This window comes from Brevibacillus fortis, assembly GCF_046196545.1.
Classification (GTDB): Bacteria; Bacillota; Bacilli; order Brevibacillales; family Brevibacillaceae; genus Brevibacillus; species Brevibacillus fortis_A.
Genome location: NZ_CP176370.1, coordinates 5,390,309 through 5,408,314, shown reverse-complemented (window position 1 = coordinate 5,408,314; position 18,006 = coordinate 5,390,309). Strand labels below are relative to the sequence as shown.

The following is an 18,006-nucleotide window of genomic DNA, read 5'->3' as shown; positions in this document are numbered from 1 at the left end:
CGAAATCAATCAGAGGAGAAGTGCCCCTTTTAAGCGAGGGGCACTTTTTCGTGGGAAGAAGATCAAGGATAGTCTACCTGCTTCGCGCGTCCATATCCTCTCAACAATTCGCTGACCGTTACGAATTGAAACCCTCTTTTTTTCAACTCAGGCAATATTTGCTCGAGGGCTTGTACGGTCTGTTTTCGATTGCCTCCGTAATCGTGAAATAGCACGATGTCTCCATTCCGCGCGTTGTTCAAAACCTTGTTGACGATTTTTTTTACACCGGGATCGCTCCAATCACGTGTATCTTGATGCCACGACCACATGATCACGAGAAAACCGGCTTGCTTGGCTGTATCGACGACGGTCTCGTTATAGTATCCCCCCGGAGGACGAAAGAGGGTGGGGCGAACCCCTGTTGCCGAATAAACCGTCTCCTGCGTTTTTTGCACCTCTTCTAATAGTCGATTCGCCGACAGCTTTCGAATATCTGGATGGCTGTAAGTGTGATTGGCAATCTCATGTTGATCATTCACGAGAGATTTGACGATTTCCGGGTACTGGCTCACACGATTGCCTACGACAAAAAAGGTAGATTTTGCTTGATATTGCTTCAGCAGTGCTGCGATCTGAGGAGTGTATACCTGGTCAGGACCATCGTCAAAGGTAAGGGCAATCACCTTGCTCTCTGTAGGCACTTCCCAAACGATATCTCCTCTTGTTTCGTAATACTCGCGATTTTTTCCCCGAATGGCATTGGCTGTCTCGCTGAAGGAAGGAGAAAGAATGACAGCGAGCAAAAGTGGGAAAAAGAGGATATACTTTTTCATTTGTTCACCTCGTTACCAGAGACTTTCCTGCTAGGTAGCTGTACACGATGATGTACTCCCTGTTACTATGCGACAAATCTTGATGATTATCCTTGTTTGTCCTCATGGAAAAGACACTTGTTCTTTTTGTGTGGATAAATTAAGCTAGTAAAAGCATAAGACGTGAGAGTTAGATGGAGGAATCGATCATGAAGGTAGCAAAATTTGGGGGAACATCACTGGCGAATGCCGAGCAAATAAAAAAAGTATGCCAAATTGTTCTGGCGGATCGGGACAGACGATTCATTGTTGTATCGGCACCTGGCAAACGGCACAAGGAAGACACGAAGGTTACTGATTTGTTAATCGCCTATGCTGAGCGATTTTTGGCTGGGCAGCCTACAGAGGAAGCGAAACAAGCAATATTCTTGCGCTATCAGGAGATTGTGGCAGGTCTCGGGCTTTCAGCCGAGATTGGTCAAGCGATCGAAGCAGAGCTCGGGGAGGTTCTCGCAAACAAGGCGGGCTTGTCCAAGGAAAGATTCATGGATGCGGTCAAAGCTGCGGGAGAGGACACATGCGCCAAAGTTGTCGCTCGTTACTTGCAGAGTATGGGCGAGGTGGCGACCTACATCAATCCAAAGGATGCAGGAATGCTGGTTACGGATGAAGCAAGTAATGCTCATATCCTCCCTGAAGCGTATGCCAAATTGGCGACATTGCGAGAGCGGGAGGGAATTGTCATTTTCCCTGGTTTCTTCGGCTATTCACGTTCCGGTGATTTGGTTACTTTTTCAAGAGGTGGCTCGGATATTACGGGATCGATTTTGGCTGCGGCGGTTCAGGCAGCCGTCTACGAGAATTTTACCGATGTCGATTCTGTGTATGTGGTCAATCCGAACCTGATTGCCGATCCGAAAAAGGTGACAGAGATTACGTACCGAGAAATGAGGGAGCTGTCCTATTCCGGTTTTAGTGTGTTCCACGAGGAAGCGTTGATTCCCGCGTATCAAGCAGATATACCCGTATGTATCAAGAATACGAACAATCCGTCTTCGCCTGGTACGATGATTGTGGCCGAACGAGAATTTGCTACAAACAGGGTGTCGGGGATTGCAAGCGACGGCGGCTTTTGCAGCATTTACGTCAGCAAGTATTTGATGAACCGCGAAATTGGCTTTGGCCGCAAGCTGCTGCAAATTCTGGAGGAGGAAGAGCTTTCGTATGAGCATACTCCATCTGGAATTGATAATATTTCCGTCATTCTGCGCGAGCGCGATCTCGCGGAAGAGAAGGAACAGAGGATTGTAGAGCGCATCCGCCGAGAGCTGTTCGCTGATGATGTCGCTGTCCAGCATAGTCTTGCGCTCGTCATGATTGTCGGAGAGGGCATGCGTCAATCTGTGGGGACAACTGCGAGAGCCACAGCTGCGTTGGCTGCTGAGAAAATCAATCTGGAAATGATCAATCAGGGGTCATCGGAAGTAAGCATGATGTTCGGGGTAAAAGCCGAAGAGGCAGATCGTGCTGTGATTGCTTTGTATCAAGAGTTTTTTGGAGCAGAAGAACCAAAGGTTTCCTCATCGTCACAAGCCGCTTCTGTCAGTGTGTAGTCGCGTGCTTCAAATGAGCCGCTATTCCCATCCTGTACCCATTGATAGACACGCCATTCAGGCTGTGCGGCTGCGAGTCCCACAATCCAATAGCTGAGCGTGGGATAATGCCAGCCAGCTATGTCGCGTGCAGAAGGGATTGGTGGCGTATGGGGGTGTGTATGCAAGACACCCAACCATTGAAGATTGTGCTTGCGGATGTGCTGCAAGGCTTGAAGAAACGTTTTCCCATCCCAACCGAACACGTGCTTGTCGGGTGAGACGGGCATCGGTACACAGGCAGTAATCGTTGCTCCACGACCTGCGAGCAAAGCAGAATACTCATAAGGAAACGCCTCTTGTGCTTCGGCCAGGAGGCGTTTCGCTACTTTTTTCGGCAGGAATATTTTGTTATCCTTAATCGCAAAGGGTTCACCCAACCAAGCGGGATTTTTCATTTGGCTTCCGTCCTTCTTCTCTATTCGGCTATGATTTGGAGGTTAGCAATCGATGACTACGATACAAGTGGGAGTTTGCGGCTGGGGCGATCAGCACGAATTGTACGTACAAGGTGTACGCAATCGAGACAAGCTGTCTGTATATGCCAGCCACTTTCCAATTGTAGAGGTGGATAGTTCTTTTTACGCTATTTTACCACAGCGAAATTACGAATCGTGGGTGAAGGATACACCTGAACGATTTGGCTTTATCGTCAAGCCTCATCAAGGGATGACGGGGCATCAACGGGGGGACGCTTCGGGAAGCAGACGGGAATTGTTTCGTCAGTTCGAAGAGAGCATTCAGCCGGTCGTAGAGGCTGGCAAGCTCAAAGCGTTGCTGTTTCAGTTTCCGCCGTGGTTTGATTGTACCCGAGAGCATGTCCAGTATGTGACCGCTTGTCGCCAAGCCATGCAGGCGTATCCGTTTGCGGTTGAGTTTCGCCATCAAAGCTGGTTTGAATCACGGTATTCGGAGCGAACGCTGGATTTCTTGCACAAGATCGAAGCAACACATGTCGTGTGTGATGAACCACAAGTGGGAAAAGGCTCGGTCCCGATTGTTCCTGCCGTGACGAAGCCATCCTTGGCGTTGGTTCGCTTTCATGGGCGCAACAAAGCGGGCTGGCGAGATCCCGGCGAGGGACAAAATTGGCGGGATGTCCGTTATTTATATCGATACAGTGAGACAGAGCTTGCAGAGTGGGTTGAACATATCAGACTGCTCGAACGGGAAGCGGATGAAGTCTGCATTTTGTTCAACAATAACTCTGGAGGAGATGCAGCAGCGAATGCGAAGCAGTTTTCGGAGATGCTTGGCCTTGCACCTACTGGTCTGAATCCTCGTCAGATGGACCTGTTCTCCACGTAGCAAGAAAGAAGGGGAGTTCATGCTTGTAGCAATTGCCATCTTGTTTGTCATCATCGGAGTCGTGGCTGGCGTCATTGGCAGTATCGCGGGTCTGGGTGGTGGGATCTTTTTCGTGCCTGCTCTGCTGTATTTTGCGAACTGGTACATGCCTGGATCGATGAACCCGCAAGTAGCAGCGGCGACTTCGTTGATTGTGATTGCGGTAACCGCCCTCTCTTCCTCCCTTTCTTATCTCAAGCAAAATAAAGTAGATAAAGAGAGTGCCTTGCTCTTTTTTATCGGGAGTGCACCAGGTGCTATTGTGGGCGTGTATCTAAATACATTACTAGCAGTGGAGGGCTTTTCGCTGCTGTTTGGCTTGTTTCAGCTCTGCATGTTCGTCGTATTGATGGTCAAAGACAAAATCAAGCCACGCAGCATCGAGTGGGAAGTCCAACGCCACTTCGTCGACAACGAAGGAAATGAATATGTGTACGGGTATAGCAAATGGTCCGTGATTACGATTGCCTTCTTTGTCGGGATTACCTCGTCGTTATTTGGCGTGGGTGGCGGCATTTTGATGGTTCCCGCCATGATGATTTTGTTTCGCTTTCCCCCACACATTGCCACGGCTACGTCGATGCTGGTCATCTTTTTATCAGCGGTGGTTGGATCAGTCACGAATATCTTCCACGACAACGTACACTGGCTGTATGCAGCGATGCTCGCGCCAGGAGCATGGGCGGGCGGAAAGCTCGGAGCGATTGCTGCCAGTAAAATGAAGGGTCGCACCATCGTGCTGTTTTTGCGTGTTCTGATATTGGGAATTGCCATACAAATGATCGGAGAAGCGATTTTTGGATAATGAGACGAGAGGGAGGGGAAAGTCGTGGCTGACACCTGTACCTTACACATTTTGCACACGAATGACTTGCATAGCCATTTTGATACGATGCCGCGAATTGCAGCCTGCCTGAGCATGCACCGAGAAGAGTGGGAGCGCAGGGGTGAGCATGTGCTGACGGTCGATATCGGAGACCATATGGATCGAATGGATATCCGATCAGAAGCGAGCTTTGGGAAAACAAATGTCGAGGTCATGAACCGAAGCGGGATTCAATACGCGACAATCGGAAACAACGAAGGCATCACACTCCCAAAAGACAAGCTGAATGAACTGTACACAGATGCGCGTTTTACGATCATTACGGGCAATCTGTTTGAACCGACAACAAATTCTGTCCCTTCTTGGGCTGTACCATACGCCATTCATACCGTAGGCGAGTTGCGGCTGGCCATCTTGGGAATGACAATTCCCTTTGGCCCCTCCTATCAAAGTATGGGATGGGAGATCAAAGAACCGATCCCGATTTTGCGTGAGCAGATTGCGGCACTGCGCTCGTCTGTGGATGTTGTCATTTTGCTTTCACATCTTGGCTATCAGACAGATTGTGTGCTGGCTAGTGAAGTCGATGGGCTGGATATCATTTTGGGCGGACACTCTCACCGGACGTTGCCTCATGGAGAACGCATAGGCGGCACCTTGATCACACAAGCGGGGCGATTTGGCGAGTATGTCGGTCATGTAGAGCTCGTCTGGGACAGGGCCCATAATGGCATCAAAAACGTGCGCGCAGAGCTTTTTTACACAGAACAGTACCAGTCAGACAAATCATTGAGCCAGTTCATCGAGAGTGAAAAAGTATGGGCAGAAAATCGCTTGTTACAGCCGATTGTTCAATTGGAGCAAGACATGCACATAGGCTGGACGGAGGAGACCCCTTATGGCTCCTTCATTGCAGCGAGTATTCGCAAATGGACGGGTGCTGAGATCGGCATGGCAAATGGAGGGCTGTTGCTTGCTGATTTGCCGCGGGGCAGCTTGTCTTTTGCCGATTTGTTGCACAGTATGCCCCACCCGATCAATGCCTGTGCGGTCACGATTACAGGCGCGCAGCTCACCACTGTTCTGGAGCAATCCATTCAACCCGAAATGGTTCAGCGGGAGCTGAGAGGGTACGGTTTTCGCGGCAAAATAGAAGGCTGGATGTGTGTGGACGGATTGCACATCCGCTACAGTGAGGATGACCAGCCGCAAATTATCCAGATTGAAGTCAACGGGCAGCCGCTTGATCGCGAGCGTCTGTATCGAGTCGGGACGATCGACATGTTTATGTACAACCGCATGTTTCCCGATTTGCTGCTCGGAAGTGAGGTTACGTTTTTCTTGCCCGAGATGCTGCGTGAAGTGCTCGCCACCACGATCAAGGACCAACAGATGCTGCAAAATGCGTTTCTTCCACGCTGGGAAAAGGTATCGTCAACGTCTAAAAATCAATCGTAGACACCGGGTTTTCGGGAATGCTATCGAAAAACGGGAGGAGACGATCGATGCGCTTCATTGATGAAGTATACAAGCTGTACAAGGGACATTTTAATGGCGATGAAGAGGACATTACAGCGATTGTCGTCGGCATTCTCGCGGAGCAGTCTCGGGATGATTTGCTGGACTTGGTCGAGGAAATGGACGAGGAAGAGCTATTTCACATGCTCGCGACGTATATGATTGAAGTGATGAAAAGAAAGGTTGCAATGGATGATGAACAATCCCCCACAACCATGATGCATTAACCTCACATTTCTCTTCTGAATGTCATAGGATGGTAACGCCAACAGACGGGAGAGAAAAGGAGGAATCTTGATGGTCGAGGTAGTGCCAATCCACTTTCCAGAGGGTACGGCTATTGCTGTCACTGTGCGTTTGCCCAAGACGACCCTATTGGCTGTAACGACCGATCATGGCTACATCATGTGTGGAGCACTGGATGTGGGGCTCTTGAATGAGCGGTTAGCATCGAGGGAAATTCTTGCCGGTCGTGCGGTAGGGGTCAAGACCATACAGGAATTGCTGGATGCACCGCTGGAGTCCGTAACGACGACGGCGGAGCAGAAGGGGATTACTGCTGGTATGACTGGTCGAGATGCTGTCGTGAAAATGTTGTAGACAACAAAAGGATTGCCTATAGAAAAAAACCTTTGTCCCATGACAAAGGTTTTTACGTTTTCTCGGGCCTTGTTTACCAACGGGCTGATTGTTCTTCACAGATTCCGATCTTGCTTTGCACCGCAATCATTTTTCCATCAGCTGTTGAGATGGTCCCGTCATAACGACCGATTACTTGATGGAGAGTGGTCCGCACCAACGCAAAATTTTTATGCTCGGTTCGAGTAAAGAGCGGCGTAAAGGTGAGGCGTACGGCAGACGATTCTTCACTCGCAAGCGTCCAAGGAAGCATCCGGTTGTCAGGATCGTAGGAAAAACGAATTTGTTCACTCAGCTTGTAGAGGACACCATCAATCATCAAGCCATTTTCCGTCATACCCGTTCCGTCCGTCCAGCCTTTGCCAAAGTTAAAGCCTGCGACACCCTCCGCGTGACGGAAAGAGCAGGTCGTCCAGTTCCAGCGGGTGTGATACGGCCAAACGCCACGTCCAAAATCAAGACTGGCAAAGGCATTCTGCCGATCGAGCAAATAGGTTTTCCCGTTATAGGCAATGGTTCCGTGCACAGGTCGGGCCGTTTGTTTCGATGTGAACTGAAAGCGCTCCGCACTCCACGGGATCACGACATTTAAGGACTCGGAAGGCGGATCAATCACGATGTCGAGCGAGAGAGCTTTATCTCCGGGACAAATCGCAGTCGCTTCTACGCTCGTTCCGCTGGCTCCTGGCTGAAAGGAGACAGAGAGCTTGCGACTCGCAAAATGACAAGGCTCATCTACGGTGGCACCAAGCCGAATCCCTGCACCGAAAGGAACCGTTACGGCACTGTCCGCGGTCTCTCCTGTCATTAGATCAATAAAATGGACAAAGACAATGCCAGCGTAATCCAGATTGACCATCGCAATAGACATCGCACATTCAGGTGCAGTGATAAACCAAAAATTCCATTTTTTCCGGCGAAGCCAATGCCCGCTAAATTGGCAGTCATGCAACGGATAACGGGACCAGCCAATCGCTTCGGGAAGCAAGCGGCCATCCTGATCACATAATGAAAGAGGCTGCGTTAATTCTTTTTCGATAAGCGGCATACGATCATCTCCCTTGCATACAAGGATTCTTCCAGACAAACGCGTCTCAAGTGTCTTTCCTCGATAGACATGAAAAGAAAATCTAGAAAAAATTTCATGTAGAATCAAGTCGAATCACGCTATAATAGTGATACCCTGAGGAAAGGCGACGGAAGGAAATGCGACTGAAATCCATTCAAAAATGCCAGCCGGGTGATAAACTGGCTCGTTCCATCTATACAGAGAATGGAACGATTCTCGTTGGCGCCGGAGTAGAACTAACCCAACGAATGATAACTCGACTTAAAAGTAAAAACGTGAACAGTCTCTACATCCAAGACAAGCGCACGGATGATATCATTGTGGAGACAGTCATTTCCGAAAATACTCGCAGACAAGCAATGTCCCTGATTCACGATACATTCCGAACTGTTCATCAAGTCCCGGACAAATGGCAGCAGCTTTTTTCGGACAAAGGTTTGGGACGTAAGCTGCGGGATGTCATGCAAACCGTTGCAGATGAATTGAACAACTGTGATTCAGCCATGAATTTATTGGCAGATGCTTGCGCCTTCGACAATTACATATTCACGCACTCATTTAACGTTGCCTTGTATAGCACAGCTCTCGCCATAAATACCGGCTGTTCGGAAAAAGACGTATTGGAGATTAGTATTGGCGGTATGCTCCACGACATCGGAAAAGTGCATATCCCAGACAACATATTGAAAAAGCCGGGACGCCTTACGCAAGAAGAATATGAAATCATGAAAAGACATACGGAGATCGGTTTTGAAATGCTGCGTCGGCAAGACGACATCCCGTTGCTCGCAGCCCACTGCGCTTTTCAGCATCACGAGCGCTGGGATGGCTCCGGTTATCCGCGTCACCTGAAAAAAGAAGAGATTCATCCGTTTGGTCGCTTGATGGCTGTGGCCGATGTATTCGATGCTCTGACGTCGCATCGGGTATACCGTCGCGGAATGCTCCCTCATGAAGCGATGGAGGTGCTCTACTCCGGTTCAGGCAAACTGTTTGACCATGTGTATGTAGAGGCTTTGCGAAATACGATTGCACTCTACCCTGTTGGTCTGACTGTCACCCTGAACAATGGTATGTCTGGTGTCGTCGTCGATTCGAACAAAGGATTGCCGAGCCGTCCGATCGTCAGAGTCCTGGTGGATGAAGAAGGTCGGGATATCGAGCAACCCTATGAGTGTGACTTGTCCAAAATGCTGACGCTCATGATCATCGCCAGTGGCGATTTGGTATAATCAGAGCCAGTCCTTCTTTTTGAAAATGAGAAACATCGTCGTGCCGATGGCAGCCATACATCCTAGGACGATGTAGTAGCCGTAGGGTGAACGCAGCTCAGGCATCACATCAAAGTTCATCCCGTATATACCGGTCACAATCGTCAACGGCATAAAAATTGTCGTCAAGGCGGTAAAAACACGCATAATATCGTTGGCTCTGCCGGCTAGCGCTGCTTGATATGCTTCGCGCAAGTTTCCGATGAGCTCGCGAAAAGCTTCAAAGCTCTCTACAATTTTGCTGGCATCCTCTACAATATCGCCAAAGTACTTCCGCAGATAAGGTTGAATCAGCGGGAGTTCTTTTTTATGTAGGGCGTCAATCAAATCCCGCTGGGGAACGAGCATTTTACGGGCGTACAAGATTTCACTGCGTAGCCCGATAATTTGATCCAGATGGGATTTTTTCGTGTGCATCAAAATTTGCTCTTCCAGATCTTCAAGCAGGTCTTCAATTTTTTCGGTCACATCAAAATAAAGATCGACAATTTGATCTACCAAGTAGTACAAAAACGCATCGGGGCGATTGACTTCTTTTTCCCGGATGATCGACAGCATGGTAGTGAATTCGGGGGCCTCCTGCTTCGTTACGGTGATGATGGTGCTGCTGCCCAAAAAAATATTGATCTCGCGCAAGAAGATATCATGATTGTGGAAGGTAATGCCATTGATGACCATAAAGTAATGATCATCGTAATTTTGCAACTTGGGCCGCTGTTCTTCCTCGTCGATGCAGTCCTCGACAGCCAGATGATGCAGTCCGAACAGCGGCTGTAAAATATCCAAATCGAATGGCGTGGCATGAATCCAGTAAAACCCGTTCACAGGTGGAGTAGCAGCCTCTTCGATGTCTTCTATCTCAGTGATGATTCCGTTTTGTACGAGTCTGATCTTCATGATTGATTCTCCTGCAAGTGGATTCGGTTGCGGCGGGTAGACGGGGCCAGATTTGTGTGAGAATCAGTTCATAAGCAGAACGAAGTGCTCGGCGGCTAGGCGGATTCTGTGATGCACGCTGTTGCTTGGGAGTCGTCATGCAAGTTCGCCTCCTTAATGTAAGCCTTCACCCTATACGTATGAACGTCAACTCGTCCTTTTTCCCGCTGCGGCTAGCTGTGGTAATTCCCTTGATTCGTACGCATGCGCACCTGCCAGTCCAAGAGAGGCGATGTGATGCATGGCTCCTGCGACATCGGTTGCTGTGACAGGTTGATAGGCGCGTAACGGTCCGATCCAGAGAAACGAGAGTGATTGGGATAGTTTCGCGCCGAGTTCTTCCGATCGACGGTGTTCCTGGCGCTGGCCCAGTAAAAGGGAAGGGTGGAACATATGTAGACTGGGAAGCGCCAGCTCGCGAAGTGCTTCCTCCAGTTCACCTTTTACACGATTATAGAAAAAGACGGATCGGCTATTTGCGCCAATTGCTGTGATGATGAGAAACTGGCTGGCGCTTTCTTCTTTTGCCAAACGAGCTATTTCGATCGGGTACTGATAGTCCACTTTGCGAAACGCCTCGCGACTTCCAGCCTTTTTCATAGTTGTCCCCAAGCAGCAAAAGATGTCTGCACCTTCTAAAAACTGTCGGCAATCTCCCAACTGACGAAAGTCAATGACGACTGTCTGCAAGCGAGGATGCGTGAAAGGGAGCTCGTTGCGGACGACAGCGATGACTTTTCCATATGTGACATCTTCCAAGAGAAGCTGCAGCAATGCACGGCCGACGAGTCCGGTCGCTCCAAATAATACCGCACGTTTTATTGCCATAGTGTTCCTCACTTTCTACGATCCCTCTCTCTTATTTTACCGTTTCGGACGGTTTGACCAAAGCCATTTTTTGCATACTACAGATAACCTGAACAGATGAAAAGGTGGATGTATCGATATGTGGACAAGCAAGAGAGCAGGTATGATTGGCTGTATCGTATGGATGTTGACAGGAGGCGGGTGGGGACAAGCCGCTCTTGCCCTGGAGGTGAGAGAAGTACAGCCTCCTCCAACTGTGTTCGAGCAAATCCAGATCAAGCGGCAGGATGTGACAGGCGATGGTCGGCCGGATTTCGTTACGTTGCTAGGAAAGAGGTTTGCGGCAGACAGTCCTTACTTCGAACACCTAAAAATCATGATTCAAGACCCCGTTGCGAAAAAAACAACCTTTTTTACAACACCGTATGGCGCTTATCAGCCGGAGATGTTTTTTTGTGATTTTACTGGAGGGGGTGTGCAACAAATTTTGCTTCAGGCGCCGACTGGGGGCAGTGCAGGGACGTCTGAGTTTTATTTGTTCGCAGACAAGGACAATAAGCCGGCGATTCTGCCAGTTCCCCAGCCCTTGACGATTTCGGGCTCCTACCAGGACCAATACAAAGTACCATTGACGATTAAGGAGACGGGGGAGACTGTCGTTCTCAATTTGTCTGATCGCAAAAAAATCTATGAAGAAAATGGTGTATACAAGAACGGGAAGCTGGTTTCGCCAGTAGAAGTCATGCCTAACACGTTCAGCGTACTCAAGCCCATCGATGAGAACCGCGATGGTATGTGAATTAAAAGGGGAGCAGAGAGTCAGCGGTGTTGCCAACGCCGATACGATCGCGTATGTGGAGTCGTACTGGAAGTGGGACAAGACGAGCTGGAAGCTGCAACGGGCAGTCGTGAGAAAAGCGGAAATGTAGGCGTTAGCTAGGCTCATTCAACTGCCCGTAGTCAAGTTGGGCGGTTTACACCCGTTTGTAAAGGGGTATATAATTGAAAGGATATTCCAGAGATATATGTACTCGGATAAAAGGAGTTCAGGCTATGAGCACATGTCCGTTTTCCACCTTTTTTGGATTGAAAGGGAAAGGAAAAAGTGAATCTTTTTTTCAGGGGGTGAAGGAAAAGGGGGAAGTGCACATTGGAGGGAAAAGCACCCTCGCGAAGCAACTAGCAATGATTAATCTGACCGAAGAAGACCTGACCATTGTGAAAGCACTTCAGCCACTTATCATTCAAAATATTGAGGCTATTGTCGACTGTTTTTATGCCAGTATTGAAAAAGAACCACTTTTAATGAAGATTGTCAACCAAAACAGCACGATTGAACGGTTGAAATTAACGCTGAACCGCCATATCTGCGAAATGTTTTGCGGACGCATCGATAGCGCTTACATAGAACAGCGCAGTAGAATTGCGGTTATTCATATGCGAATTGGCTTGGAACCAAAATGGTACTTGGGTGCATTCCAAAACATACAGGTTTCCTTGATAGATCTCTTGCAAAAAAACATCGCGGACAAGGACGAATTCGTACAAGCCCTCACGGTTGTCACGAAGATTCTCAACATCGAACAGCAAATTGTGCTGGAGGAATACGAAAACGAGCATGAAAAGGCGCGGCGAGCGGAACAAGACAAAAAGGACGAGCTGCGAATCCTCCTGACCAATTCTGCGCATGAGCTGGCAGCGGTCTCAGAAGAAAACAGCGCGTCTGTTGTGCAATTGACAGAACAGTCGAGAGAAGTGCTTCGTTTTGCTGAAAATGGCACGGGCTTTTCCACGAAAGCACAAGACCTGTCCCGTGAAGGCAAAGAAAAGCTGGAAAAACAACAGGAACAAATGTGCTTGATTCAGAGCAGCGTCAAGCAAATCTCGGAAGAAATGAACGCGATGGAGGAAAACGCAGAAAAAATTCAAGGGATTGTAGAGGTCGTGACGGCAATTGCTGAGCAGACAAATCTCTTGGCGTTAAATGCTGCGATTGAAGCAGCACGTGCTGGCGAACAGGGACGCGGATTTGCCGTCGTAGCCGATGAGGTACGCAAGCTGGCAGAACAGACCAAAAAGTCAGTATTCGGTGTACGTGAGCTGATCGAGAAGACGAACCAACAGACAGTGGTCCTATCGTCTGTCGTGGTAGAAATTCAAGCGCTGGTCCAATCGAGCACGGCGGTAGCAAACGAGACGAATGCCTTTTTTGAAGGAATCATGAGCGCTGTCTCAGACAGTAAAGATCAGAGCTCACGGATTCAGCGGGAGCTGGAAAACTTCTTCAAAGTCATGGAGGATATGAACCAAGCGGTGGCACAGGTAGCCAGCTCTGCGGATGAACTATCAGAAATAACGGAAAATCTGTAAAAAATAGTAAGTTATCGGTTCAAAGGGAGCAATATTGGCGGCAATTACGCAATGGAGGACTGTAGACGTTTACGGAAACAACCGGACTTTGTCCATTGTTGCGAATGGCGTGAATTTCCCCAGGCTCTACAAAATAGTATTCACCCGTGCTGACATGAGTGGTTTGTGCTCGTTGTACTTCATTTTCATTATTCGTTTGGACATAAATCATATTCGTTAGCGTACCTGAGACTACCAATTCCCATCCAAAAGACTCACCGTGATTATGCGGAATGGATTCCTGATCTGTCGGTAGATGGATCAAGACAACCTCTACATGTGGCGTGGAGAATAATACTTTGCGTCCATAGGGCAGGTTTAGCGGCTCCGGGATGTATGGGCCGAGTTGTTCCATGCAGGGAGACAAGGAAATGAGAGCGTGTCTAAGCTGGGCAGGAGTAGGCGAAACAAGGGACCCAAATGCTTGTTCCAGACGTTCCAGATTCATAAAAAACCTCCCAAACGAAAGTCATACTCCCTACACCATATGATCAAATTTCAAGAGTAGTGATAGCCTGAGCTCGTCCAAAAGGGAATTATTTACCATTATTATTACATTGTAAATCAACAGGATTACTTGAATTTGGGGCGCTTTTAAAGAAAAGCGTCCTTTTTTGTGCTATCGACAATCAGCTGCCTCACCACCTATTATGGAAGTACGGCAACAAATGCCGTACAGGACGATTTGGGGAAGCGTCCCCCTTCTGAATGTTTCGAGTAACAAAAGCTTTTTTGATTTTCATTCAAGAGGAGGCATGCGCATGTCAACTGCCATAATCAGTGTACGCACCCACTAGAGGGGGGCGTTGATTCAAACCACCTGTCATGATCGGGAGGTTTGGATGCAGATGAATAAGAAATGGTATTTGTATGTCAATGCGTTGTCATCCTTGGGATCACGGATGAATTTGATCGCGTGTAGCGCGTTGATTTTTACATTTGAACATAGTGCTTATTGGATGACCGCTTTTTTCGTTGCAAGACAATTAGGGGGAATGCTGTTTAGTCCCCTAGCAGGTATGTTGGCTGATCGAATGGACAGAAGGCGTACCATGATCGCAAGCGACATGGGGGCCGGTCTTGCTATTTTGGCCATCGCATTTTATCCGACGCCGTATGTTTTAGTCGCAGCGGCTTTTCTCAATGGAATGCTGTATACGCTGTTTCATATTAGCTTTCAGGCATCCTTGCCACAAATATTTGGGAGTGAGCAGCTGGTTCAGGTCAATGGATTAAAGGTCAGGCTGGAGTCTTTGGTAGGCATTATGGGCTTCATGCTGGGAGGATGGCTGACAGATCACTATGGTTATACGATTGTGATCGCTTTGGATGCCGCCAGCTTTCTTTTCTCTGCATGGATTCTGACAAGACTTCGTTGGGAGGAGAAGGGGGACAATGCGCTAGCTACGTCAAAAGCAGCGAGCAGCTTTCGTGTCACCCTTCGTTACTTGCGGGATACACCCGTGCTTCTGACGATTAGCCTGTTAGCTTTTCTCGTATCGCTCAGTACGTCTGCGTATAATTACGGGTTGCCTTTTTTGGCGGATCAATTGCGTAGTGACGCTACCTTGCACGGGTTGATGTGGACGGCGATGAGCGTCGGAGGCTTGATTGGCTCCTATGTGGCAGCTTGTTTGCGGGTGAAGCTGGTTAATGGGATGCTCGTCGCTTATGCTGTTTTTTCCGTGGGGATTGTAGGAGCATTCGCGGCAAACCATGCTGTGTCTGTGCTATTGCTCTTGATTTTTGCGGGTCTATTTTCCGGCGCAGCACAGGTGTATGAGAGCACACTTTTGCAACAAGCCCAAAACGAGCTTCGCGGCAAGGTGATGGGGGTGCAGGGGCTCTTGAGTCGAAGCGGGTACTTCGCTGGTTTTCTCATGGCTCCATTCTTGGCGGGTGCCTTCACTTTATTTGGGATGCTGGTCTTTGCCCAATTGATGTTTGTCGCAGGGCTGATTGGATTTGGCTTGTATCTCGTTTTTTCCCCCAAAAAATAGAAATCGGCCTCCCGATACACGTAGTCTTTTTTCAACCTTCTAACCATAGGATGTACCAGTTGGGAGGTGTCGGGATTGGCCGTATTTCGACCCCGTCGGCGTTGGAGAAACCCGCTTTCACGTACGAAAGCGTTTTTGATCGCGTTGGTTATCTTTTTTGTTTTGACGATACAGACACTTGTGTTTTTGCAAAATCGATTGGAGCCTACTCTCTTGATCCTGGCGACGCAAAAAGCCGAGCAATTGGCGAAAGAAGCGATAACAGATGCCGTAACCAAGCGGATTTCGCAGCAAGGCGTCGACTTCAATCAGATTGTCAAAATCGAGAAGAACAACGAGGGGCAGATTCAGGCGTATCAGTTCAATTTCAAGGAATATGCGAGAATCGTGGGTGAAACAACAGCGAGAGTCCAGAACAAGCTCCAAGAGTTCGAGCAAGAAAAAGTAGACCGTACGATCCCGCTTGGTTTGGCTACCGGGAACTCCTTTTTGGCATCGATGGGGCCGAATTTGCCAGTGACTTTCGTGCCCATCGGCTCGGTCAAGACCAAGCTGGAGACAGAGCTGAAGGAAGCAGGCATCAATATGGTGCTGGCGACGGTATATATTTTCGTAGAAGTCGATCTGCGCATCGTTATCCCTTTTGCGACTGAGGAGCAGACGGTCACGACGAAAATTCCGATCACCCACTCCTTGATCATTGGTGATGTACCGACGTATTTGTACAACAATCCTGAAGGCAAGCCGGATGTGCCACGGATCCCTGGGGATACACCGAACAGCACTCCTTAATCGCGGAATAGGAAAAAGCGGCAGCGCGTTGCTGTCGCTTTTTTTAAAGGCTTGTATGAAAGAAGGAATAGCGTAATCATGGATTTGAAAAAACTACACTACTTTATTGCAGTAGCAGAAGAACTGCATTTCAATCGCGCTGCGAGTAAACTGAATATGACGCAACCACCGTTGACTCAACAAATTCAAAGTCTTGAGGAAGAACTTGGTGTGAAGCTGTTGGAGAGGACCAAGAGACAGGTTCGTCTTACGGCAGCAGGCGCGGTTTTTTTGGATGAATCCAGGAGAATTGTTTCCCAGTTGGAACAAGCCGTTACGAGAACAAAAAGGGCAAGCCAAGGGAAAATTGGACATTTATCCATTGCATTTGTAGATTCGGCAGTTGGCGGTATGCTGGTTAACGTCATAAAGGAATTTAGGGAGCGTTTTCCCGAGGTGGAGCTGTCCCTATTAGAAATGACATCTGCCGAGCAACGGAAAGCTTTAGCGGATGGGAAAATTGATGTTGGCTTCCTTCGTGTGGCAGAACCGTCCATCCATATCACTTCGCGCTTGTTTACCAACGAAACACTTGTTGCCGTACTGCCCAAGAATCATTCCCTTGCCTTACATCCAGCCCTTTCTGTACAGGCATTAGCGGACGAGCCTTTTATTTTGTTTCCGCATCGGATGGGGACTTCGTTTCACGACCTCATTTTAGACTTTTGCAGGCAACACGGATTTTTGCCTCACATCGTGCAGGAAGCTGTTCAAATGTATACGATTGTGAATCTGGTAGCTGCTGGTATTGGTATCTCCATTGTTCCCTCTTCGGTAGCTGTTTTCCAACGCAGTGATGTCGTATTCCGAACTTTTATCGAAGAGCCACCACTAGTCCCACTCTATGCCGCTTGGAAAACAGATAGAAGCGAGCCTGTTCTGGCAAACTTTCTGGATGTGATGGAAGAAACGACATCTTAGCCTGTTTTCTTGGGATCAAACTCTGCGACACTAGCCAGCATGTGATTGATTTGCTTCATAACCTGAGGATCTAGCTTGACTCCTGCAGCTTTGACGTTTTCTTTGATCTGTTCGGGGCTCGAGGCGCCAATAATAGCGGAGGATACATGCTGGTTTTGAAGAACCCATGCAACGGCAAGTTGCGGAAGCGTCAAACCGGCTTCTTGTGCGATCGGCTTGATTCGCTCTATTACCTGAAGAACTTCTTTTTGCAGCCATTGTCCAACTAGTTTATCGAAAAAAGGAGATCCGGCGGTCGAAGCCGCGCGGGAGCCCTCAGGCATTGGCTTGTCGGGTGCATATTTTCCGGAGAGAATGCCTTGCGCCAGTGGTGACCAGACAATCTGTCCGATTCCTTCACTCTCGCACGCTGGAATGACCTCGGCTTCAATTACACGCCACAACATGGAATACTGGGGTTGACTGGCTACGAAGGGAACTCGATATTCCTTTGCCAGAGCCGCTCCCAGTTTTATTTGCTCTGCCGTCCATTCACTTACTCCTACATAAAGAACCTTTCCCTGCCGAACCAAATCGGAAAAGGCCAAAAATGTTTCTTCCAGCGATGTAGTTGGGTCAAAACGGTGTGCATAGTAGATGTCAATGTAATCGGTTTGCAATCTGCGAAGGGAAGCGTGGCAGGCTTCCATGATGTGTTTACGGGAGAGACCCCGATCATTTTTTCCGGTACCGGTCGGATGAAAAACCTTCGTGCACAACTCAACACTTTCACGACGAATCCCCCTTAAAGACTCACCCAAAATCGCTTCCGCTCTTGTCTCCGAATACACATCAGCAGTATCGAACGTGGTGATTCCAGCGTCTAATGCAGCATGTACGCAGGCTTGTGCTGTGGTGTCATCTACTTGTGCACCGTGAGTGATCCAGTTTCCCAATGCAATTTCGCTTACGGACAAGCCGCTTTTGCCAAGTTTCCGATATTCCAT

Annotated in this window: 21 protein-coding genes; 13 read left to right on the top strand and 8 right to left on the bottom strand. The window is 48.6% G+C overall.

What is annotated here, in order from left to right:
- Positions 1-62: 62 nt before the first annotated feature.
- Positions 63-815 (bottom strand): polysaccharide deacetylase family protein, encoded by a 753-nt coding sequence (locus tag ACKKE8_RS26305; RefSeq protein ID WP_409175613.1) that lies wholly within the window; start codon positions 813-815, stop codon positions 63-65.
- Between the two features lie 188 nt (positions 816-1,003).
- On the opposite strand from ACKKE8_RS26305, the gene ACKKE8_RS26300 reads away from it, so the two are divergent.
- Entirely contained in the window at positions 1,004-2,407 is a 1,404-nt protein-coding gene (locus ACKKE8_RS26300; RefSeq protein ID WP_409175612.1) for an aspartate kinase, read from the top strand.
- On the opposite strand, the gene ACKKE8_RS26295 is transcribed toward ACKKE8_RS26300, so the two are convergent.
- On the bottom strand, positions 2,338-2,844 hold the full coding sequence (locus ACKKE8_RS26295; RefSeq protein WP_409175611.1) for a M67 family metallopeptidase: 507 nt from the start codon (positions 2,842-2,844) through the stop codon (positions 2,338-2,340). The two genes, ACKKE8_RS26300 and ACKKE8_RS26295, sit on opposite strands and share 70 nt — an antisense overlap.
- Positions 2,845-2,896: 52 nt before the next feature.
- On the opposite strand from ACKKE8_RS26295, the gene ACKKE8_RS26290 reads away from it, so the two are divergent.
- The 5 genes from ACKKE8_RS26290 (at position 2,897) to ACKKE8_RS26270 (ending at position 6,737) form a co-directional block, all read left to right on the top strand.
- Positions 2,897-3,754 (top strand): DUF72 domain-containing protein, encoded by an 858-nt coding sequence (locus ACKKE8_RS26290; RefSeq protein WP_056491884.1) that lies wholly within the window; start codon positions 2,897-2,899, stop codon positions 3,752-3,754.
- 19 nt (positions 3,755-3,773) lie between these two features.
- Complete coding sequence (locus ACKKE8_RS26285) at positions 3,774-4,598, top strand: sulfite exporter TauE/SafE family protein (RefSeq protein WP_409175610.1); 825 nt, start codon at positions 3,774-3,776, stop codon at positions 4,596-4,598.
- A 24-nt stretch (positions 4,599-4,622) separates the two neighbouring features.
- Entirely contained in the window at positions 4,623-6,077 is a 1,455-nt protein-coding gene (locus tag ACKKE8_RS26280; RefSeq protein ID WP_409175609.1) for a bifunctional metallophosphatase/5'-nucleotidase, read from the top strand.
- 47 nt (positions 6,078-6,124) lie between these two features.
- Positions 6,125-6,364, top strand: a complete 240-nt coding sequence (locus ACKKE8_RS26275; RefSeq protein WP_047073055.1) for a DUF6154 family protein — start codon at positions 6,125-6,127, stop codon at positions 6,362-6,364.
- 70 nt (positions 6,365-6,434) lie between these two features.
- The gene (locus tag ACKKE8_RS26270) at positions 6,435-6,737 is read left to right on the top strand and encodes a YunC family protein (protein WP_409175608.1); all 303 of its coding nucleotides are present in this window, start codon (positions 6,435-6,437) and stop codon (positions 6,735-6,737) included.
- A 73-nt stretch (positions 6,738-6,810) separates the two neighbouring features.
- Here ACKKE8_RS26270 and ACKKE8_RS26265 read toward each other — a convergent pair whose 3' ends face one another.
- A complete protein-coding gene (locus ACKKE8_RS26265; protein WP_409175607.1) occupies positions 6,811-7,824 on the bottom strand; it encodes a DUF2804 domain-containing protein in 1,014 nt (337 codons plus the stop codon).
- A 158-nt stretch (positions 7,825-7,982) separates the two neighbouring features.
- On the opposite strand from ACKKE8_RS26265, the gene ACKKE8_RS26260 reads away from it, so the two are divergent.
- Positions 7,983-9,077 (top strand): HD-GYP domain-containing protein, encoded by a 1,095-nt coding sequence (locus tag ACKKE8_RS26260; protein ID WP_409175606.1) that lies wholly within the window; start codon positions 7,983-7,985, stop codon positions 9,075-9,077.
- Here the strand turns inward: ACKKE8_RS26260 and corA are convergent, their stop codons facing one another.
- Genes corA through ACKKE8_RS26245 form a run of 3 tightly spaced genes read right to left on the bottom strand, consistent with a single transcriptional unit; the run spans position 9,078 to position 10,880 of the window.
- Positions 9,078-10,013, bottom strand: coding sequence for a magnesium/cobalt transporter CorA (corA, locus tag ACKKE8_RS26255; protein ID WP_409175605.1), 936 nt, complete (start codon positions 10,011-10,013; stop codon positions 9,078-9,080). It lies immediately after the preceding gene.
- Positions 9,976-10,152, bottom strand: coding sequence for a hypothetical protein (locus ACKKE8_RS26250; protein ID WP_409175604.1), 177 nt, complete (start codon positions 10,150-10,152; stop codon positions 9,976-9,978). The genes corA and ACKKE8_RS26250 overlap by 38 nt, the downstream gene beginning before the upstream one ends.
- Positions 10,153-10,199: 47 nt before the next feature.
- Positions 10,200-10,880, bottom strand: coding sequence for an NAD(P)H-binding protein (locus ACKKE8_RS26245; RefSeq protein WP_409175603.1), 681 nt, complete (start codon positions 10,878-10,880; stop codon positions 10,200-10,202).
- A gap of 118 nt (positions 10,881-10,998) precedes the next feature.
- Between ACKKE8_RS26245 and ACKKE8_RS26240 the strand changes: the two genes are divergently transcribed.
- The 3 genes from ACKKE8_RS26240 to ACKKE8_RS26230 all read left to right on the top strand — a co-directional run bounded on the left by ACKKE8_RS26240 (position 10,999) and on the right by ACKKE8_RS26230 (position 13,229).
- Positions 10,999-11,658 carry a hypothetical protein gene (locus tag ACKKE8_RS26240; RefSeq protein WP_409175602.1) on the top strand — a complete coding sequence of 220 codons (660 nt, stop codon included), beginning with the start codon at positions 10,999-11,001 and terminating at the stop codon, positions 11,656-11,658.
- Positions 11,648-11,788: a hypothetical protein gene (locus ACKKE8_RS26235; protein WP_409175601.1), complete on the top strand. Its 141-nt coding sequence runs from the start codon at positions 11,648-11,650 to the stop codon at positions 11,786-11,788. Before ACKKE8_RS26240 ends, ACKKE8_RS26235 begins: the two co-directional genes overlap by 11 nt.
- 124 nt (positions 11,789-11,912) lie before the next feature.
- On the top strand, positions 11,913-13,229 hold the full coding sequence (locus tag ACKKE8_RS26230; protein ID WP_409175600.1) for a globin-coupled sensor protein: 1,317 nt from the start codon (positions 11,913-11,915) through the stop codon (positions 13,227-13,229).
- Positions 13,230-13,248: 19 nt separating this feature from the next.
- On the opposite strand, the gene ACKKE8_RS26225 is transcribed toward ACKKE8_RS26230, so the two are convergent.
- Positions 13,249-13,716 (bottom strand): cysteine dioxygenase, encoded by a 468-nt coding sequence (locus tag ACKKE8_RS26225; RefSeq protein WP_409175599.1) that lies wholly within the window; start codon positions 13,714-13,716, stop codon positions 13,249-13,251.
- A 400-nt stretch (positions 13,717-14,116) separates the two neighbouring features.
- Between ACKKE8_RS26225 and ACKKE8_RS26220 the strand changes: the two genes are divergently transcribed.
- From ACKKE8_RS26220 to ACKKE8_RS26210, 3 genes are all read left to right on the top strand, one after another.
- Positions 14,117-15,268, top strand: a complete 1,152-nt coding sequence (locus tag ACKKE8_RS26220; RefSeq protein WP_409175598.1) for an MFS transporter — start codon at positions 14,117-14,119, stop codon at positions 15,266-15,268.
- 66 nt (positions 15,269-15,334) lie between these two features.
- Entirely contained in the window at positions 15,335-16,060 is a 726-nt protein-coding gene (yunB, locus tag ACKKE8_RS26215; protein WP_053079626.1) for a sporulation protein YunB, read from the top strand.
- A gap of 78 nt (positions 16,061-16,138) precedes the next feature.
- On the top strand, positions 16,139-17,020 hold the full coding sequence (locus ACKKE8_RS26210; RefSeq protein WP_409175597.1) for a LysR family transcriptional regulator: 882 nt from the start codon (positions 16,139-16,141) through the stop codon (positions 17,018-17,020).
- Here the strand turns inward: ACKKE8_RS26210 and ACKKE8_RS26205 are convergent.
- A complete protein-coding gene (locus tag ACKKE8_RS26205) occupies positions 17,017-18,006 on the bottom strand; it encodes an aldo/keto reductase family protein (RefSeq protein WP_409175596.1) in 990 nt (329 codons plus the stop codon). The two genes, ACKKE8_RS26210 and ACKKE8_RS26205, sit on opposite strands and share 4 nt — an antisense overlap.

What these genes read in the sequence shown, in the direction of transcription:
- ACKKE8_RS26305 (WP_409175613.1), bottom strand. Translation starts at nt 815, where the DNA reads ATGAAAAAGTATATCCTCTTTTTCCCACTTTTGCTCGCTGTCATTCTT.
- ACKKE8_RS26300 (WP_409175612.1), top strand. Translation starts at nt 1,004, where the DNA reads ATGAAGGTAGCAAAATTTGGGGGAACATCACTGGCGAATGCCGAGCAA.
- ACKKE8_RS26295 (WP_409175611.1), bottom strand. Translation starts at nt 2,844, where the DNA reads ATGAAAAATCCCGCTTGGTTGGGTGAACCCTTTGCGATTAAGGATAAC.
- ACKKE8_RS26290 (WP_056491884.1), top strand. Translation starts at nt 2,897, where the DNA reads ATGACTACGATACAAGTGGGAGTTTGCGGCTGGGGCGATCAGCACGAA.
- ACKKE8_RS26285 (WP_409175610.1), top strand. Translation starts at nt 3,774, where the DNA reads ATGCTTGTAGCAATTGCCATCTTGTTTGTCATCATCGGAGTCGTGGCT.
- ACKKE8_RS26275 (WP_047073055.1), top strand. Translation starts at nt 6,125, where the DNA reads ATGCGCTTCATTGATGAAGTATACAAGCTGTACAAGGGACATTTTAAT.
- ACKKE8_RS26270 (WP_409175608.1), top strand. Translation starts at nt 6,435, where the DNA reads ATGGTCGAGGTAGTGCCAATCCACTTTCCAGAGGGTACGGCTATTGCT.
- ACKKE8_RS26265 (WP_409175607.1), bottom strand. Translation starts at nt 7,824, where the DNA reads ATGCCGCTTATCGAAAAAGAATTAACGCAGCCTCTTTCATTATGTGAT.
- ACKKE8_RS26260 (WP_409175606.1), top strand. Translation starts at nt 7,983, where the DNA reads ATGCGACTGAAATCCATTCAAAAATGCCAGCCGGGTGATAAACTGGCT.
- corA (WP_409175605.1), bottom strand. Translation starts at nt 10,013, where the DNA reads ATGAAGATCAGACTCGTACAAAACGGAATCATCACTGAGATAGAAGAC.
- ACKKE8_RS26250 (WP_409175604.1), bottom strand. Translation starts at nt 10,152, where the DNA reads ATGACGACTCCCAAGCAACAGCGTGCATCACAGAATCCGCCTAGCCGC.
- ACKKE8_RS26245 (WP_409175603.1), bottom strand. Translation starts at nt 10,880, where the DNA reads ATGGCAATAAAACGTGCGGTATTATTTGGAGCGACCGGACTCGTCGGC.
- ACKKE8_RS26240 (WP_409175602.1), top strand. Translation starts at nt 10,999, where the DNA reads ATGTGGACAAGCAAGAGAGCAGGTATGATTGGCTGTATCGTATGGATG.
- ACKKE8_RS26235 (WP_409175601.1), top strand. Translation starts at nt 11,648, where the DNA reads ATGGTATGTGAATTAAAAGGGGAGCAGAGAGTCAGCGGTGTTGCCAAC.
- ACKKE8_RS26230 (WP_409175600.1), top strand. Translation starts at nt 11,913, where the DNA reads ATGAGCACATGTCCGTTTTCCACCTTTTTTGGATTGAAAGGGAAAGGA.
- ACKKE8_RS26225 (WP_409175599.1), bottom strand. Translation starts at nt 13,716, where the DNA reads ATGAATCTGGAACGTCTGGAACAAGCATTTGGGTCCCTTGTTTCGCCT.
- ACKKE8_RS26220 (WP_409175598.1), top strand. Translation starts at nt 14,117, where the DNA reads ATGAATAAGAAATGGTATTTGTATGTCAATGCGTTGTCATCCTTGGGA.
- ACKKE8_RS26210 (WP_409175597.1), top strand. Translation starts at nt 16,139, where the DNA reads ATGGATTTGAAAAAACTACACTACTTTATTGCAGTAGCAGAAGAACTG.
- ACKKE8_RS26205 (WP_409175596.1), bottom strand. Translation starts at nt 18,006, where the DNA reads ATGGAATATCGGAAACTTGGCAAAAGCGGCTTGTCCGTAAGCGAAATT.